We start from the raw sequence: 16268 nt of genomic DNA on the forward strand, positions 1-16268 counted from the left end.
GGGGGGGGGGCGGGGGGGGGGGGGGGGGGGCCCCCCCACGACCAGCACCCCGCCCCGCCCATTCACCCACCTGAGCGGATTCTGACCGCCCCGGCCATTTTTGCTGCACTGCAAAATGCCATACGCTACCGTCTGGTTCTAGTATCAAACAATCGTTTGATTAAGGTCCGCGCACCGATGGCCAAGCCCGCCCACTTCTCGACCAAGGACCGGATCCTCGGTGCCGCCGAGGAGCTGTTCGCCCAGCACGGCTTCGCCGGCACCTCGCTGCGCCAGGTCACCAGCCAGGCCGACGTCAACATCGCGGCGGTCAACTACCACTTTGGCTCCAAGGAAAACCTGGTCAACGAGGTGTTCCGCCGGCGCATGGACGAGATGACCAGCGTGCGCCTGGCCCAGCTCGAACGCGCCCGCAGCGAACACCCCGGCCAGCTGCGCCCGGTGCTGGCCGCCTTCGTCGAGCCCGCCCTGGCCATGGCCCAGGACCGGCAGAGCGGTGGTGCCTTCGTGCGGGTGATCGCCCGCGCCTACGCCGAAAAGAACGACAACCTGCGCAAGTTCCTGTCCGACCACTACGGCCACGTGCTGCGCGCGTTCGGCAAGGCCATCGCCGAGTGCGTGCCGGGCCTGAGCAAGGAAGAACTGTACTGGCGCCTGGATTTCCTCGCCGGTTCGCTCACCTATGCCATGGCCGATTTCGGCCTGATCAAGCGACCCGCAGGTGTCACCGAAGCGGCGCATCGTGCCCATGCCGCCCATGAACTGATCCATTTCGCCGAAGCCGGGTTCCGCGCCGCCGCACGCGGCAGCGCCCTGCCCGCTTCTCCGTGATTCCACCGGGTGTGACCCACCCAGTAACTGCTGACCAACAAAGGCCCTACACCATGTCCAATTCCCTGCTAGTCCGCCGCGCCGCCGTGCTGGGTGCCGGCGTCATGGGTGCCCAGATCGCCGCCCACCTCACCAATGCTGGCGTCGACACCGTGCTGTTCGACCTGCCCGCGAAGGAAGGTCCGGCCGACGGCATCGTGCTGAAGGCGATCGCCAACCTGGGCAAGCTGAGCCCGGCGCCGCTGGCCAGCAAGTCGCTGGCCGAAGCCATCACCCCGGCCAACTACGAGTCGAGCCTGGACCAGCTGAAGGACTGCGACCTGATCATCGAGGCCATCGCCGAGCGCATGGACTGGAAGCAGGACCTGTACAAGAAGATCGCCCCGTTCGTGGCCGACCACGCGGTGCTGGCCTCCAACACTTCGGGCCTGGGCATCAACAAGCTGGCCGACGTGCTGCCCGAGCAGCTGCGCCACCGCTTCTGCGGCGTGCACTTCTTCAACCCGCCGCGCTACATGCACCTGGCCGAACTGATCCCGGCCAGCACCACCGACGCCGCCGTGCTGGAAGGCCTGGAAGAATTCCTGGTCACCACCCTGGGCAAGGGCGTGGTGTACGCCAAGGACACCCCGAACTTCATCGGCAACCGCATCGGCGTGTTCTCGATCCTGTCCACCATCCACCACACCCAGCAGTTCGGCCTGGGCTTCGATGAAGTGGACGGCCTGACCGGCCCGCTCGTCGGCCGCCCGAAGTCGGCCACCTACCGCACCTCCGACGTGGTCGGCCTGGACACCATGGCCCACGTCATCAAGACCATGGGCGACACCCTGCCCAACGACCCGTGGCATGAGTTCTTCAAGTCGCCGAAGTGGCTGGATGCGCTGATCGCCAAGGGCGCGCTGGGCCAGAAGACCGGCGCAGGCATCTTCCGCAAGGTCGGCAAGGACATCGTCGTGCTGGACCTGGAAAAGCAGGATTACCGCCCGGCCGACCGCACTGCCGCACCGGAAGTGGTCGAGATCCTGAAGATCAAAAACCCGGCCGAGAAGTTCGCCAAGCTGCGCGAAAGCCAGCACCCGCAGGCGCAGTTCCTGTGGGCGACCTTCCGCGATCTCTTCCACTACAGCGCCTACCACCTGGCCGACATCGCCGAGACCGCGCGCGACGTCGACCTCGCCATCCGCTGGGGCTACGGCTGGTCGCTGGGCCCGTTCGAAACCTGGCAGGCTGCCGGCTGGAAGCAGGTCGCGCAGTGGATCGCCGATGACATTGTCGCCGGCAAGAGCATGAGCAGCGCCCCGCTGCCGGACTGGGTGTTTGATGGCCGCGACGGCGTGCATGCCGCCGAAGGCAGCTACAGCCCGTCGCGCAATGCCAAGCTGCCGCGCTCGTCGCTGCCGGTGTACCAGCGCCAGCGTTTCCCGGATCCGCTGCTGGGCGAGAAGTTCGCCCCGGGCGAGACCGTGTTCGAGAACGACGGCCTGCGCATGTGGCATGACGGCGACGGCATCGCCGTGGTCAGCTTCAAGACCAAGATGAACACCGTCTCCGACCAGGTGCTGGACGGCCTGCAGGAATGCGTCAGCCGCGCCGAGAAGGACTTCCAGGGCCTGGTGATCTGGCAGCAGAAGGAACCCTTCTCCGCCGGTGCCGACCTGGCCGGTGCCCTCGGCCTGCTGCAGGCCGGCAAGGTCGACCAGTTCGAAGAGATGGTCGCCAATTTCCAGCGCACCAGCCAGCGCATCAAGTACTCGCTGGTGCCGGTGGTGGCTGCCGTGCGCGGCCTGGCCCTGGGTGGCGGCTGCGAGTTCCAGATGCACAGCGCCAAGACCGTCGCCTTCCTGGAAAGCTACATCGGCCTGGTCGAGGCCGGCGTCGGCCTGCTGCCGGCCGGTGGCGGCCTGAAGGAACTGGCCGTGCGCGCCTCGCAGGCCGCAGGCCCGGGCGGTGACGTGTTCGCCGAACTGAAGAAGACCTTCGAGACCGTGGCGATGGCCAAGGTGTCCAACTCGGCGGTCAACGCCCAGGAACTGGGCCTGCTGCGCAGCACCGACAAGGTGGTGTTCAACAGCTATGAAGCGCTGTACATCGCCAAGGCCGAAGCCCGTGCGCTGGCCGAAGCCGGTTACCGCCCGCCGCTGCCGGCACGCCGCATCCAGGTCGCCGGTGACGTGGGTATCGCCACCTTCAAGATGATGCTGGTCAACATGCTGGAAGGCCGTTTCATCAGCCCGTACGACTACGAGATCGCCGAGCGCATCGCCACCGTGCTGTGCGGCGGCAAGGTGGACCGCGGCACCCTGGTGGACGAAGAGTGGCTGCTGACCCTGGAGCGCAAGCACTTCGTCGAACTGGCCCAGCAGGAAAAGACCCAGGCCCGCATCGCGCACATGCTGAAGACCGGCAAGCCGCTGCGGAACTGATCGCCCCCCTGCTTCTGGTGGGTGCCGACCGTTGGTCGGCACTCATCTGCCCCTGGTAGGTGCCGACCGTTGGTCGGCACTCCGGCTAAAAAATTCGAGAGATCACCGCAATGACCAAGCAAATCCAGGACGCCTACATCGTCGCCGCCACCCGTACCCCGGTCGGCAAGGCGCCCAAGGGCATGTTCCGCAACACCCGCCCCGATGACATGCTTGCGCACGTGCTGCGCAGCGTCGTCGCCCAGGCCCCGGGCGTGGACGTCAACCGCATCGATGACGCGATCATCGGCTGCGCCATGCCGGAAGCCGAGCAGGGCATGAACGTGGCCCGCATCGGCGTGCTGCTGGCCGGCCTGCCGAACACGATTGCCGCACAGACCGTGAACCGCTTCTGCTCCTCCGGCCTGCAGGCCGTGGCGCAGGCCGCCGACGCGATCCGCCTGGGCAACGCCGACCTGATGCTGGCCGGTGGCACCGAGTCGATGTCGATGGTGCCGATGATGGGCAACAAGATCGCGATGGCCCCGAGCGTGTTCGACAACGACCACGTCGCCATCGCCTACGGCATGGGCATCACCGCCGAGAAGGTGGCCGAGGAGTGGAAGGTCTCGCGCGAAGACCAGGACGCCTTTGCCCTGGCCTCGCACCAGAAGGCCATGGCCGCCATCCAGAACGGCGAGTTCAAGGATGAGATCAGCCCGTACGAGATCGTCTCGCACCTGCCGGACCTGGCCGATGGCCAGCGCATCATCACCCGCAACAAGGTGGCCGACACCGACGAAGGCCCGCGCCCGGATTCCTCGGCCGAAGGCCTGGCCAAGCTGCGCCCGGTGTTCCGCAACGGCCAGTTCGGCGGCACGGTCACTGCCGGCAACTCCTCGCAGATGAGCGATGGCGCCGGCGCCGTGCTGCTGGCGTCGGAGCAGGCAATCAAGGATTACGGCCTGACCCCGCTTGCCCGTTTCGTCAGCTTCTCGGTGGCCGGCGTGCGTCCGGAAGTGATGGGCATCGGCCCGATCGCCGCGATCCCGAAGGCACTGAAGCAGGCCGGCCTGACCCAGGACCAGCTGGACTGGATCGAGCTCAACGAAGCCTTCGCCGCGCAGTCGCTGGCGGTGATCCGCGATTGCGGCCTGGACCCGAGCAAGGTCAACCCGCTGGGCGGCGCGATCGCCCTGGGCCACCCGCTGGGTGCGACCGGCGCGATCCGCACCGCGACCCTGCTGCACGGCCTGCGTCGTCGCCAGCAGAAGTACGGCATGGTGACGATGTGCATCGGCACCGGCATGGGCGCGGCGGGTATTTTCGAGGCGCTGTAAGGTTCAAGGCGTTGCCGGCGGACGTGCTGGTTTGCTGTGGGGCCCGGGTGGGTGAGACTGCCCGGGACACCTGGCATTCCGCACGGCGGAGGGGTGAGCAAAGGCAGTAGATCCACGCCATGCGTGGATGCTCGCGCCGGAAAACAAAAAAGGCAGCCATTGGCTGCCTTTTTTGCTTTTGCTCTTGCCCTTGATTCCGCCCTTCCCGTCCGCGCCGCACGGAAACTGTCGAGAGGGGGCGGATGGCCCTCTCCAAGACCGTTGGCGCCATGGATGGCGCCATCGAGCACCATGGAGGGGCTTTGGCGTGTCTTGGAGAGGGCCATCCGCCCCCTCCCCCACGTATCAAACAAGGCGCCGCACGGAGCGCTCGAACACCCTCACTCTTCCGCCAGCATCTCCGTCAGCTTCGCGCGCGCCGGCTTCGCCAGCTTCTTGTTCTCCAGCGCGAAACGGATCGTCGCTTCGACCAGGCCCAGGTGGGTACCGCAGTCAAAACGAGTGCCTTCGAAGCGGTACGCGTCCACTTCGTCCGTCGCCAGCAGCGAAGCGATCGCATCGGTCAGCTGGATCTCGCCACCGGCACCGGTACCGGTGGATTCCAGCAGCTCGAAGATCTTCGGGCTCAGCACGTAACGACCGACCACCGCCAGATCGCTCGGCGCGTCCTCGGGCTTCGGCTTCTCCACGATCTGCGAAATACGGCCCTTGCGGCCATCGAACGCTTCGGTCGCCACAATGCCGTAGCTGGCGGTGTTCTCGTGCGGCACGTCTTCCACTGCGATCACGCTCGCACCGCTGGCCTCGTTGAGGTCAGCCATCTGCTTCAGCGCGCCGTCGCCACGGTTCCAGATCAGATCGTCGGGCAGCAGCACCGCAAACGGTTCGTCACCGATCACCGACTTCGCACACAGCACGGCATGGCCCAGCCCCAGCGCCTCGGCCTGGGTGACGAAGATCGCACGCACACCTTCAGGCAGCACGTGGCGGATCATCTCCAGCTGCTCGTGCTTGCCCGCACGCTCCAGCTTCTGCTCCAGCTCGTAGGCCTTGTCGAAATAATCGGCAACGGCGTGCTTGTAGCGGTTGGTGATGAAGATCAGGGTGTCGCAACCGGCCTCGATGGCCTCGTCAACAGCGTATTGGATAAGCGGACGATCGATGATCGGCAGCATCTCCTTCGGAACCGTCTTGGTTGCCGGCAAAAAGCGCGTCCCGAGCCCTGCCACTGGAAAAACCGCCTTACGAATTCGCTTGCTCATTTAGTACCTGTTGGCCTCGCGTGCCGGAAAGGGAACAACTTTAGCGGAGGAGATGTAAGCGTCCTGTTCAATCGGAGAGAACTCCGGCATCGTCGCGAACAGCACTTCCCGGATCGTATCAGTGTCGTACTCGGCGATAGCGTCACGCAGTCTCGGCACGTTGCCCAGCACGATGTCGCGCGAGAACGTGCGCACGCCGGCTTCCAGCACCTTGGGGTGCGAGGTCGGCCGGTAATCCTCGTCCGAATAGAACAGGGTCTCGTGCAGCTTCTCGCCCGGGCGCAGGCCGGTGTAGATGATCGGAATGTCCTTGTACGGCTGCTTGCCGGCCAGGCGGATCATCTGTTCGGCCAGCACGCGGATCGGCACCGGCTCGCCCATGTCCAGGGTGTAGATGGCACCGTGTGACGCCGACGCCGCTGCCTGCAGGATCAGCTGGCAGGCTTCGGGGATCGTCATGAAGTAGCGGGTCACTTCCGGATCGGTCACCGTGATCGGGCCGCCGCGCAGGATCTGTTCGCGGAACAGCGGCACCACGCTGCCGGCCGAATCGAGCACGTTGCCGAAGCGCACGGTGACGAAACGGGTATGCGTGGACTTCTGGTCCAGGCTCTGGCAGATCATCTCGGCGTAGCGCTTGCTGGCGCCCAGTGCATTGACCGGGTCGACGGCCTTGTCGGTGGAGATGAAAACGAAATGCTCGACGCGGGCTTCCATGCACGCACGCGCGACGTTTTCGGTAGCCAGGATGTTGTTGCGCACCGCTTCGCGCAGCTGGCGCTCGAGCACCGGCACATGCTTGTAGGCGGCTGCATGGAAGGCGGTATCGACCGGGTGCAGCGACAGCGCGTGGCGCATCACCGCCGGGTCACCGCAGTCGCCCAGTACAGCTTCGATCTGCACGTCAGGGAAGCTGCGGCGCAGTTCGGCCTCAATGGTCAGCAGCAGCAGCTCGCTCATTTCCAGCAGCACGATGCGGCCGGCGCCGTGGCGCGCGCACTGGCGGCACAGTTCCGAACCGATCGAGCCGCCGGCACCGGTGACCATCACCGTGCGCCCGCCCAGCCAGCCGCGGATCAGGTTCCAGTCCGGCATGATCGGCTTGCGGCCGAGCAGGTCCTCGATGGCCACTTCCTTCAGCTGGCCCGGCAGCGACTGGCCCTGCAGGATGTCGCTGAGCTTGGGCACGGTGCGGAACGGAATGCCGGTGCTTTCGCAGATGGCAACCACGCGCTGCATGCCCACCGCGTCCAGCGAGGGAATGGCGATGACCAGCAGCTTGGCCGCAGTTTCGCGGGCCACGGCCGGGGCGTCATCGAGGGTGCCCAGGATCGGCAGGCTCTGCAGCTTGGCGCCGCGCAGGTGCGGGGCGTCGTCCAGCAGGCCGACCGGCTCGAAGTTGCCGGAACGGCGCAGGTCGCGCACCAGGGTCTCGGCCGCCTGTCCGGCGCCCAGGATGAGCACGCGCCGCGCGGTCGAATCGGACTGCAGCGCCTGGTAGTCCTTCCACGCCCGGTACAGCAGGCGCGGCGCGCCCAGCAGCGCCGACAGCGCGAAGGGATAGATCACCAGCACCGACAGCGGAACGCCGTTGAAGCGCTTCCAGGCCAGCACCAGCACGATGGCGACCAGGCCGATGAAGCTGGCCTTGAAGATGTTCAGCAGGTCGCTGACGCTGGCGAACCGCCACAGGCCACGGTACAGGCCGACCCGCCAGAACACGATGCCCTGCAGCGCGAGCACCAGCGTCGTATCGACGTTCCACAGGGGCAGCGACGGAGCGTCAGGCAGGATGGAGTAACGGCCGGCATGCAGCAGCTGCCAACAGGCCCAGACCATGAACAGGTCATGGCAGACGATGGCCGTGCGAGGCAACAGGCCAAGGATTCTGTCCCGCCAGGGTGAAGACATATTTCGAGTAATTCCTTATCGGTGGCGCAATCCATTGCGCAGGAGGAGCCAAAGCAGGGCCAGCGCGGAAATCCACGCGACCGCTACGACAGCCTCCCACCTCGGCTGCAATCTGGTGCAAACATTGAACACTGTAATACTGAACAGGCCTACAACAAAGTACATCCCTGTCACCTGGGCGTGGCTGGCTCCTGCCTGCACCGCGCGCTGGTAGACGTGCTGGGTGTGGGGTTCCATCCAGCGCTGTCCTGAAAGGATGCGCGCCAACAGCGTGAAGCCCGCGTCCACGAGGAACGGGGAAATGGGCACCAGCAGCAGCAACCAGTTGATTTCCGTACGCAGCGCGGCCACCGCCAGCACGACGGAAACGGCATAGCCAAGCGCGCCACTTCCGACATCGCCCATGAAAATGCGCGCCTTCGGGAAATTGAACGGCAGGAAACCAAGGCAGGCCAGGCCCAGGGCGGTGGCAACCAGCGACCAGGGCCAGGGCAGCACGGCGGCGAAGCCCAGCGCGGCCAGTACCGCTTGGCTGCTGGCGATGCCGTTGATCCCATCCATGAAGTTCCAGATGTTGATCAGCGAGGCGGTGAAGACCAGCACCAGCAGGGCCAGCAGCCAGCTGCCACCGTGCACCTTGACCAGCGCGGCCAGCAGGCCGGCGGCGATGAAGTGCACCAGCAGGCGGCGCAGGGCCGGCAGGGGCCGATGGTCATCCCACCAGCCGATGCCCGCCACCAGCAGCAGGCCGAGGCTGGCCACGCCGAGGCTGGCAGCGGCGGCCGGCCACGCCCACATGGCCGCCACGGCGGCCACCAGCAGGCTGATGACGATGGCGATGCCACCGCCGCGCGGGGTCGCCACGCTATGGCTGCGGCGTTCGCCGGGCTGATCCAGCAACTGCTGGCGCAGCGCATAGCCGCGTGCCGCCCAGGTCAGCGCGGCGCTGAGCAGGGCCAGCCCCAGCAGCGCGGCCATCACCTGCCAGACCATGGCTCAGAGCACCGCGTAGTTCAGCAGCGGCTTGACCGTGCCCCACTCCTTGCAGCTCGGGCACTGCCAGTGGTGGGTACGCGCGCCGAAACCGCAGCGGGTGCAGCGGTAGGCGGGGTTGCGCACCAGCAACTGGTCGGTGATGTGCTTGAGGTCGTGCAGGGTGGCGGTGGAATCGGCACCTTCGGCCAGGGTCAGGTCGATCAGGGCTGATTCGCCGCGCACCGACGGGCGATCCTTCAACTGGCGGCCGAGGTAGGCACGGGCCGGTGCCACGCCCTCCTGCTCTTCCATCAGGCGGGTCAGCGCCAGCACCGGGGCGATGCCGCGGTAGTGCTCGGTCATTTCCGACAGGAAGGCACGCGCGCCGCCGAGGTCACCCACCTTGCGGTAGTTTTCCATCAGCGCCGGCAGCAGTTCGGGCAGGTACTCGGGATCATTGCGCGCGGCGCGCTCGAAGGCGCGCACGGCAGCCTCGGCGTTGCCGGCATCGGTTTCCAGGCGCCCTTCGATGATGCCGGCGCGCACCGACATGGCATCGGCCTGGTAGGCACGGGCAATGGCCGCCCTCGCCTCTTCCAGCTTGCCGGCGCCACGGAAGCGCTCGGCCAGTTCGCACTCGAATTGCCCGATCAGCTTGCCCATCGGCTCGCCGGTGACATCCTCGAAGCGGGTGGCGTTGTCGATGGCCTTTTCCCAGTCGCGCTCGGCCTGGTAGATGCCGATCAGGTGCTTGAGCGCCTGCGGTGCGCGCTGGTCCAGCTGGGCCAGTTCGGTGAACACGGTTTCGGCACGGTCCAGCAGGCCGGACTTCATGTAGTCCTCGCCCAGCGCCAGCAGCGCCTGCACGCGCTGGGCGTCGCTCAGGTCGTTGCGGTTGACCAGGCCCTGGTGCAGGCGGATCGCGCGATCCACTTCGCCACGACGGCGGAACAGGTGGCCCAGCGCGACCTGGGTCTCGAAGGTTTCCTTGTCCAGCTCGGCGATGTGCAGGAACAGTTCGATGGCCTTGTCCGGCTGCTCGTTGAGCAGGTAGTTCAGGCCACGGAAATAGGTGCTGGACAGGTGGCTGACCTGGTTGTCGCCATGGCGTTGCCCGCCGCGCCGCCCGATGACCCAGCCGGCCAGCGCCGCCAAGGGAACGAACAGGAAGAACCAGAACCACTCGGTGACGAAATCCATCTTCGATCAGCGTCCATCAAAAGATTGGGAGGGGGAAACCGGGGCCACGGGGGTGGCGACCGACTTGTTGGCACGGCGCAGCTGGGCGTAGAGCGGAATGACCACGCTCACCAGCACCAGGCCAGCACCGACGATGACGCCGATCAGCAGCGAAGCGATGATCGCCACGCCGATCGAGGTCTTGAGCTGGGTGAACACCAGGTTGATGGTCATCTCGTCCATGTTCATGGCACCGATGATCAACCCGAGAAGCAGCACCGCCAGCAGGACCAGCAGACGAAAAACCTTCATGCGACAGCTCCAGTGGCAGGAGGTCGTAGCTTATCCGACTCGCCGCGGTATTCGCACGCGGTGACGCGACGGGACACTCAGGCCGGATCGGCGTCCAGCGGCAGCACGCTGCTGACCCGCTCACGCAGTTCCTTGCCTGGCTTGAAATGGGGAACGTGCTTGCCCGGCAGGGCGACCGATTCGCCGGTCTTGGGATTGCGGCCCAGGCGCGGCGGACGGTAGTGCAGCGAGAAGCTGCCAAAGCCACGGATTTCGATGCGATCCCCGGCAGAGAGGGAACCGCCCATCATTTCCAGCAACGACTTCACCGCCAGATCGACATCATCGGCCTTCAGGTGCGCCTGGCGGCGCGCGAGGATTTCGATCAGTTCGGATTTGGTCATTGCCGGCTCACATCAAGGGTCACTCACCCTGAAACGGCCCGGGCAACAATGCCCGGGCCGTGCAGGAAACAACGTACAGCGTAAGGCCGATTACTCGGACTTGTTGCCGCTCAGCTGTGCACGCAGCAGCGCGCCCAGCTGGGTGGTGCCGCTGGCAGCCGAAGAGGACTGGTATTCCTCCAGCACTTCGCGCATTTCAGCGTCGTCCTTGGCCTTGATCGACAGCTGCAGGGTACGGCCCTTGCGGTCCATGCCCACGAACTTGGCTTCGACCTTGTCGCCGACCTTCAGGTGCTGGGTGGCGTCGTCAACGCGCTCGTTGGCGATGTCGCGTGCCGAGACGTAACCTTCGATGCCGTCAGCCAGCTCGATGATCGCGCCCTTGGCGTCGACTTCCTTCACCACGCCTTCGACCTTGGAGCCCTTCGGATTGGCAGCCATGTACTGGCCGAACGGATCCTGCTCCAGCTGCTTCACGCCCAGGGAGATGCGCTCGCGCTCCGGATCGACAGCCAGGACGACGGCGTCCAGGGTATCGCCCTTCTTGAAGTTGCGAACGATGTCTTCGCCAGTGGTCGCCCAGCTGATGTCGGACAGGTGAACCAGGCCGTCGATGCCGCCGTCCAGGCCGATGAAGATGCCGAAGTCGGTGATCGACTTGATCTGGCCCGACACCTTGTCACCCTTCTTGTGGGTGGCAGCGAAGGTTTCCCACGGATTGGCGGCAACCTGCTTCATGCCCAGCGAGATGCGGCGACGCTCTTCGTCGACGTCCAGCACCATCACTTCGACTTCGTCACCAACCTGCACAACCTTGGACGGGTTGACGTTCTTGTTGGTCCAATCCATCTCGGAGACGTGCACCAGGCCTTCGACGCCCGGCTCGATCTCGACGAACGCGCCGTAATCGGTGACGTTGGAGACCTTGCCGAAGACGCGGCTGTTGGCCGGGTAACGACGGGCGATGTTATCCCACGGATCTTCGCCCAGCTGCTTCAGGCCCAGCGAAACGCGGTTGCGCTCGCGGTCGAACTTCAGCACGCGCACGTCCAGCTCGTCGCCGACGTTCACGACTTCGGACGGATGGCGCACGCGCTTCCATGCCATGTCGGTGATGTGCAGCAGGCCGTCGATACCGCCCAGGTCCACGAATGCGCCGTAGTCGGTCAGGTTCTTGACGACACCCTTCAGGATCGCGCCTTCCTGCAGCTTGTCCATCAGCTGCTCGCGCTCTTCCGAGTGCTCGCTTTCGACGACAGCGCGGCGCGAAACCACGACGTTGTTACGCTTGCGGTCCAGCTTGATGAGCTTGAACTCGAGTTCCTTGCCTTCCAGGTAGGCCGGATCGCGCACCGGGCGCACATCGACCAGGGAACCCGGCAGGAAGGCGCGGACATCCTTGATGTCCACGGTGAAACCACCCTTGACCTTGCCGCTGATGCGGCCGGTGATGGTTTCGTTCTTTTCCAACGCTTCTTCCAGCTCGTCCCACACCATCGCGCGCTTGGCCTTCTCGCGCGACAGGACGGTTTCGCCGAAGCCGTTCTCGATGGAGTCGAGGGCGACCTTGACGATGTCGCCTTCGGCGACGTCGATTTCGCCAGCGTCGTTACGGAACTGTTCGATCGGCACGATGCCTTCGGACTTCAGGCCAGCGTTGATCACCACGACGTCGCCGCGGACTTCAACAACGGTACCGCTGACGATGGCGCCCGGCTTCAGCTTGGCCAGGTTGGCCTGGCTGGCTTCAAACAGTTCGGCAAATGATTCGGTCATTAGATTTACTCTGTTGGACACATGGGTCGGTTGGCTTCCTTTCGGGGACATGCCCCACTGAAGACCGTTACCGCCCGCCTGTTGGTCGACCCCGGAAAAGCAGGTCGTGTGTAGTAGGAAAACCGCCACGCATCATTGCGCGACGGAGCTGGTACAGCACTGCTATGCGCGACCACCGCCGATGTTGCTGGCAGTGCTCCCGCGCGAACGGATCAGGCAGCCGGAACCGGAAGCAGATCCATCACTCGGGCAACGACATCATCGATGCCGATGCCTGTGGTGTCGATGAGGACAGCATCGTCTGCCGGCTTCAGGGGCGCCACGGTACGCTGAGCATCACGGGCGTCGCGGGCCATGATCTCGCGCAGGAGGTCATCAAAGTTAACAGAAACCCCCTTGTCTTTCAACTGCTTATGCCGGCGCTCGGCGCGCTCCTCGGCACTGGCGGTCAGGAAGACCTTGTAGGGGGCGTCCTTGAAGATCACCGTGCCCATGTCGCGGCCGTCGGCGACCAGGCCCGGCAGCTCCCTGAATGCGCGCTGGCGCTCCTTCAGTGCGGCACGGACCTCGGGAATGGCGGCAATGGCCGAGGCCAGCGCACCGGTGGTCTCCAGGCGCAGCTCGTCGGTGGCATCGGTGCCGTTGACCATGACCCGCATCGACTCACCCTGTTCAACAAACTGAACGTGGGTGTCGAAGGTGCAGCGCACCAGGGCCGAGGCATCGGAGGTATCGATATCGGCCCAGCTCGCAGCCACCCCCACCGCCCGGTACAACGCGCCCGAATCCAGGTAGTGCCAGCCCAGGCGGCGCGCCACGATGCGGCTGATGGTACCCTTGCCGGCCCCCGAAGGGCCGTCGATGGTCAGGACGGGAGCGAGTGGATTCATGGGGGTCCTAGCGCGTGTGAAGGGGCCATTCTAGCCCCTGCCCAAGCCCCCGCGCAGGGACTTTCGCGCAACCACTTGAAACGACGACAAAAAGCCCGGTAGAATGGCGGGCTTGAACGAGCGCCAACTGCCGATTGTCTTGCGCATATCGCGGCCACGCTCCACCCGAACAACTACTGTTTACGCCGAGGTATGCCATGAAAATCCTGTCCTCCCTGAAGTCGGCGAAGGCCCGTCACCGCGACTGCAAGGTCGTCCGTCGTCGTGGCAAGATCTTCGTCATCTGCAAGTCGAACCCGCGTTTCAAGGCGCGTCAGCGCTGAGCCTCACGGCCTTCGGGCCGCGGCTGGTCCCACGCGGGACCGACCCGATGCAAAAAACCGCCTTCGGGCGGTTTTTTGTTGCATGCAGCTTTTTTTCCTGCCGTTTTTTGCTGTAATCGCCTTTCTTGACCACTGGGGAGTAGATCGAGATGAAGTGTTACCTGAGCACACTGGCCGTCCTGGCCACCCTGGCCGCCGCCACGCCGGCGCTGGCCGATACCCTGCTGGTCGACCGCGCCAATGAAAAACCGGCCGGTGCCCTGCCCGTCCGCGGCCAGAGCATGCAGCAGGTGCAGTCGCAGTTCGGTGCGCCGAGCGAGCAGCTGCAGCCGCGCGGCGGGCAGAAGCGCCAGTGGCCGACCATCAACCGCTGGGTCTACCCGCAGTTCACCGTCTACTTCGAGAAGCAGAAGGTGATCGACGTGGTGGCCAACAAGGCGGATCCGAACGAGATCGGCCCGAAGCCGCCGATCCGCTGAACCCCCTACCCGCCGCTGGCGGGCCTGTGTAGCGAGACCATGAACCAGACCCTTCGTTTTCCTGCCGAATGGGAAGCCCAGAGCGGCGTCCTGATTGCCTGGCCCACCGCCGACACCGACTGGGCCGACCGCCTGGGCCAGGTGGAGGAAACCTACATCGCGCTGGTCGCGGCCATCACCCGCTTCCAGCCGGTGCTGATCTGCGTGGCCGACGACGATGTGGAGACCTATGCCGAAATGCGGCTGCGCTCCAACCGCATCGACATGGACCGGGTCCGCTTCACCACGGCGGCCTATGACGATACCTGGCTGCGCGACTCCGGCCCGATCACCCTGCGCCGCGCCGACGGCAGCTTCCAGCTGCTGGACTTCCGCTTCACCGGCTGGGGCGGCAAGTTCGACGCTACCCTGGACGACCAGCTGGTGGGCGCGCTCGACCAGGCCGGCGTGTTCAACAACGCACCGGTGCGCAGCATCCCGTTCGCGCTGGAAGGCGGCGGCATCGAGACCGACGGTGAAGGCACCCTGCTGACCACCTGGAAGTGCCTGCACGAGCGCCACCCGGACCGCGACCGCGCCAGCCTGAGCGCCGACCTGGCCGACTGGCTGCAGCAGGACCGCGTGCTGTGGCTGGACCATGGCTATCTGGAAGGCGACGACACCGACGCGCACATCGACACCCTGGCCCGCTTCGCTTCGCCTGACAGCATCGTCTACCAGGCCTGCGACGACCAGAGCGACTCGCACTACGCCGAACTGCAGGCGATGGGCAACGAGCTGGCCGCGCTGCGCACCAGGGATGGGCAGCCGTACCGCCTGTTCCCGCTGCCGTGGGCACAGCCGGTGATCGACGAAGGCCGGCGCCTGGCCGCGTCGTACGCCAACTACCTGATCGTCAATGGCGCGGTGCTGATGCCCGCCTATGGCGACCCGGCCGACGACCTGGCCCGCGACGTGCTGGCCCAGGCCCACCCGGGCCGCGAGATCGTGCAGGTGCCGTGCCGCTCGCTGATCTGGCAGAACGGCAGCCTGCACTGCATCACCATGCAGCTGCCGGCAGGGCTGTTGAAGGCGTAACGGATGCCGCCGGGCCCCGCCCGGCGCTCTCCTTGTAGAGTCGAGCCATGCTCGACTGGCTTTTTGTAGAGCCGAGCCCACGCTCGGCTGGCGCGCTCGCGCAATCGAAGCAGACCACAGCCGAGCATGGGCTCGGCTCTACAACACCGGCCATTCAGCGGCCGACACGCCGCGGCATGCCATCCGCGCTAACATGCAGGTTTTCCCCCGCAGGAACGCCCCGCATGAACTCGCGCAGCCCCCTTACCGTCGCCCTGATCCAGGAGCGCAACCACGGTGATGCCGCCGCCAACCTGGCGGTGATCGAAGCACGCGTGGCCGAGGCGGCTGCGCAGGGCGCGAAACTGGTGCTGCTGCAGGAACTGCACAACGGCCCGTACTTCTGCCAGCACGAGTCGGTCGATGAATTCGACCTGGCCGAGCCGATTCCCGGCCCGAGCACCGAGCGCCTGGGCGCACTGGCGAAGAAGCATGGCGTGGTGCTGGTCGGTTCGCTGTTCGAACGCCGCGCCGCTGGCCTGTACCACAACACCGCCGTGGTCTTCGAGAAGGACGGCACCCTGCTGGGCAAGTACCGCAAGATGCACATCCCGGACGATCCGGGCTTCTACGAGAAGTTCTACTTCACCCCGGGCGACATCGGTTTCACCCCGATCGATACCTCGGTCGGCCGCCTTGGCGTGCTGGTGTGCTGGGACCAGTGGTACCCGGAAGCGGCGCGCCTGATGGCGCTGGCCGGTGCCGAACTGCTGCTCTACCCCACCGCCATCGGCTGGGACCCGGACGACGTGCAGGACGAGAAGACCCGCCAGCGCGACGCGTGGGTGCTGAGCCACCGCGGCCATGCCGTGGCCAACGGCCTGCCGGTGCTGAGCTGCAACCGCGTCGGCCATGAAGCATCGCCGCTGGGCGCGTCGGGCATCCAGTTCTGGGGCAACAGCCACGTGCTGGGCCCGCAGGGCGAGTTCCTGGCCGAGGCCGGCACCGACGCCACCGTGCTGGTGTGCGACGTGGACCTGCAGCGCAGCGAACACGTGCGCCGCATCTGGCCGTTCCTGCGCGACCGTCGCATCGATGCGTACGGTGACCTGCTCAAGCGCTACATCGACTGAGCCGGAGCGCTGC

Annotated in this window: 15 protein-coding genes; 7 read left to right on the plus strand and 8 right to left on the minus strand. The window is 65.8% G+C overall.

What is annotated here, in order from left to right; all coding sequences use genetic code 11:
- Nucleotides 1-177: 177 nt before the first annotated feature.
- The 3 genes from IAE41_RS13620 (at nt 178) to IAE41_RS13630 (ending at nt 4576) form a co-directional block, all read left to right on the plus strand.
- On the plus strand, nt 178-831 hold the full coding sequence (locus IAE41_RS13620) for a TetR family transcriptional regulator (RefSeq protein ID WP_200733481.1): 654 nt from the start codon (nt 178-180) through the stop codon (nt 829-831).
- Between the two features lie 53 nt (nt 832-884).
- Nucleotides 885-3257, plus strand: a complete 2373-nt coding sequence (locus IAE41_RS13625; protein ID WP_200733482.1) for a 3-hydroxyacyl-CoA dehydrogenase/enoyl-CoA hydratase family protein — start codon at nt 885-887, stop codon at nt 3255-3257.
- 110 nt (nt 3258-3367) lie between these two features.
- On the plus strand, nt 3368-4576 hold the full coding sequence (locus IAE41_RS13630) for an acetyl-CoA C-acyltransferase (RefSeq protein WP_005416236.1): 1209 nt from the start codon (nt 3368-3370) through the stop codon (nt 4574-4576).
- 380 nt (nt 4577-4956) lie between these two features.
- On the opposite strand, the gene galU is transcribed toward IAE41_RS13630, so the two are convergent.
- The 8 genes from galU to cmk all read right to left on the minus strand — a co-directional run bounded on the left by galU (nt 4957) and on the right by cmk (nt 13264).
- On the minus strand, nt 4957-5838 hold the full coding sequence (gene galU / locus IAE41_RS13635) for a UTP--glucose-1-phosphate uridylyltransferase GalU (RefSeq protein ID WP_079221617.1): 882 nt from the start codon (nt 5836-5838) through the stop codon (nt 4957-4959).
- Nucleotides 5839-7749, minus strand: coding sequence for a nucleoside-diphosphate sugar epimerase/dehydratase (locus IAE41_RS13640; protein WP_079221616.1), 1911 nt, complete (start codon nt 7747-7749; stop codon nt 5839-5841).
- A 15-nt stretch (nt 7750-7764) separates the two neighbouring features.
- Complete coding sequence (locus tag IAE41_RS13645; RefSeq protein ID WP_200733483.1) at nt 7765-8742, minus strand: glycosyltransferase family 4 protein; 978 nt, start codon at nt 8740-8742, stop codon at nt 7765-7767.
- 3 nt (nt 8743-8745) lie between these two features.
- The gene (gene lapB / locus IAE41_RS13650; RefSeq protein WP_108746518.1) at nt 8746-9924 is read right to left on the minus strand and encodes a lipopolysaccharide assembly protein LapB; all 1179 of its coding nucleotides are present in this window, start codon (nt 9922-9924) and stop codon (nt 8746-8748) included.
- Between the two features lie 6 nt (nt 9925-9930).
- On the minus strand, nt 9931-10215 hold the full coding sequence (locus tag IAE41_RS13655) for a LapA family protein (protein WP_053511270.1): 285 nt from the start codon (nt 10213-10215) through the stop codon (nt 9931-9933).
- Between the two features lie 77 nt (nt 10216-10292).
- A complete protein-coding gene (locus tag IAE41_RS13660) occupies nt 10293-10598 on the minus strand; it encodes an integration host factor subunit beta (protein WP_005409286.1) in 306 nt (101 codons plus the stop codon).
- A 90-nt stretch (nt 10599-10688) separates the two neighbouring features.
- On the minus strand, nt 10689-12374 hold the full coding sequence (rpsA, locus tag IAE41_RS13665; RefSeq protein ID WP_012510790.1) for a 30S ribosomal protein S1: 1686 nt from the start codon (nt 12372-12374) through the stop codon (nt 10689-10691).
- Between the two features lie 212 nt (nt 12375-12586).
- Entirely contained in the window at nt 12587-13264 is a 678-nt protein-coding gene (gene cmk, locus IAE41_RS13670) for a (d)CMP kinase (RefSeq protein ID WP_079221613.1), read from the minus strand.
- Nucleotides 13265-13461: 197 nt separating this feature from the next.
- On the opposite strand from cmk, the gene ykgO reads away from it, so the two are divergent.
- From ykgO to IAE41_RS13690, 4 genes are all read left to right on the plus strand, one after another.
- Nucleotides 13462-13587, plus strand: a complete 126-nt coding sequence (gene ykgO / locus IAE41_RS13675; protein ID WP_054656844.1) for a type B 50S ribosomal protein L36 — start codon at nt 13462-13464, stop codon at nt 13585-13587.
- A gap of 149 nt (nt 13588-13736) precedes the next feature.
- Nucleotides 13737-14066 (plus strand): hypothetical protein, encoded by a 330-nt coding sequence (locus tag IAE41_RS13680; RefSeq protein ID WP_200733484.1) that lies wholly within the window; start codon nt 13737-13739, stop codon nt 14064-14066.
- Nucleotides 14067-14105: 39 nt separating this feature from the next.
- Entirely contained in the window at nt 14106-15143 is a 1038-nt protein-coding gene (locus tag IAE41_RS13685; protein WP_200733485.1) for an agmatine deiminase family protein, read from the plus strand.
- A gap of 224 nt (nt 15144-15367) precedes the next feature.
- Complete coding sequence (locus IAE41_RS13690) at nt 15368-16255, plus strand: carbon-nitrogen hydrolase (RefSeq protein ID WP_079221610.1); 888 nt, start codon at nt 15368-15370, stop codon at nt 16253-16255.
- Nucleotides 16256-16268 lie beyond the last annotated feature (13 nt).

The organism is Stenotrophomonas sp. S39, from assembly GCF_016624665.1.
Lineage (GTDB): Bacteria > Pseudomonadota > Gammaproteobacteria > Xanthomonadales > Xanthomonadaceae > Stenotrophomonas.

Coding starts and splice junctions, on each gene's coding strand:
- IAE41_RS13620 (WP_200733481.1), top strand. CDS start 178: ATGGCCAAGCCCGCCCACTTCTCGACCAAGGACCGGATCCTCGGTGCC.
- IAE41_RS13625 (WP_200733482.1), top strand. CDS start 885: ATGTCCAATTCCCTGCTAGTCCGCCGCGCCGCCGTGCTGGGTGCCGGC.
- IAE41_RS13630 (WP_005416236.1), top strand. CDS start 3,368: ATGACCAAGCAAATCCAGGACGCCTACATCGTCGCCGCCACCCGTACC.
- galU (WP_079221617.1), bottom strand. CDS start 5,838: ATGAGCAAGCGAATTCGTAAGGCGGTTTTTCCAGTGGCAGGGCTCGGG.
- IAE41_RS13640 (WP_079221616.1), bottom strand. CDS start 7,749: ATGTCTTCACCCTGGCGGGACAGAATCCTTGGCCTGTTGCCTCGCACG.
- IAE41_RS13645 (WP_200733483.1), bottom strand. CDS start 8,742: ATGGTCTGGCAGGTGATGGCCGCGCTGCTGGGGCTGGCCCTGCTCAGC.
- lapB (WP_108746518.1), bottom strand. CDS start 9,924: ATGGATTTCGTCACCGAGTGGTTCTGGTTCTTCCTGTTCGTTCCCTTG.
- IAE41_RS13655 (WP_053511270.1), bottom strand. CDS start 10,215: ATGAAGGTTTTTCGTCTGCTGGTCCTGCTGGCGGTGCTGCTTCTCGGG.
- IAE41_RS13660 (WP_005409286.1), bottom strand. CDS start 10,598: ATGACCAAATCCGAACTGATCGAAATCCTCGCGCGCCGCCAGGCGCAC.
- rpsA (WP_012510790.1), bottom strand. CDS start 12,374: ATGACCGAATCATTTGCCGAACTGTTTGAAGCCAGCCAGGCCAACCTG.
- cmk (WP_079221613.1), bottom strand. CDS start 13,264: ATGAATCCACTCGCTCCCGTCCTGACCATCGACGGCCCTTCGGGGGCC.
- ykgO (WP_054656844.1), top strand. CDS start 13,462: ATGAAAATCCTGTCCTCCCTGAAGTCGGCGAAGGCCCGTCACCGCGAC.
- IAE41_RS13680 (WP_200733484.1), top strand. CDS start 13,737: ATGAAGTGTTACCTGAGCACACTGGCCGTCCTGGCCACCCTGGCCGCC.
- IAE41_RS13685 (WP_200733485.1), top strand. CDS start 14,106: ATGAACCAGACCCTTCGTTTTCCTGCCGAATGGGAAGCCCAGAGCGGC.
- IAE41_RS13690 (WP_079221610.1), top strand. CDS start 15,368: ATGAACTCGCGCAGCCCCCTTACCGTCGCCCTGATCCAGGAGCGCAAC.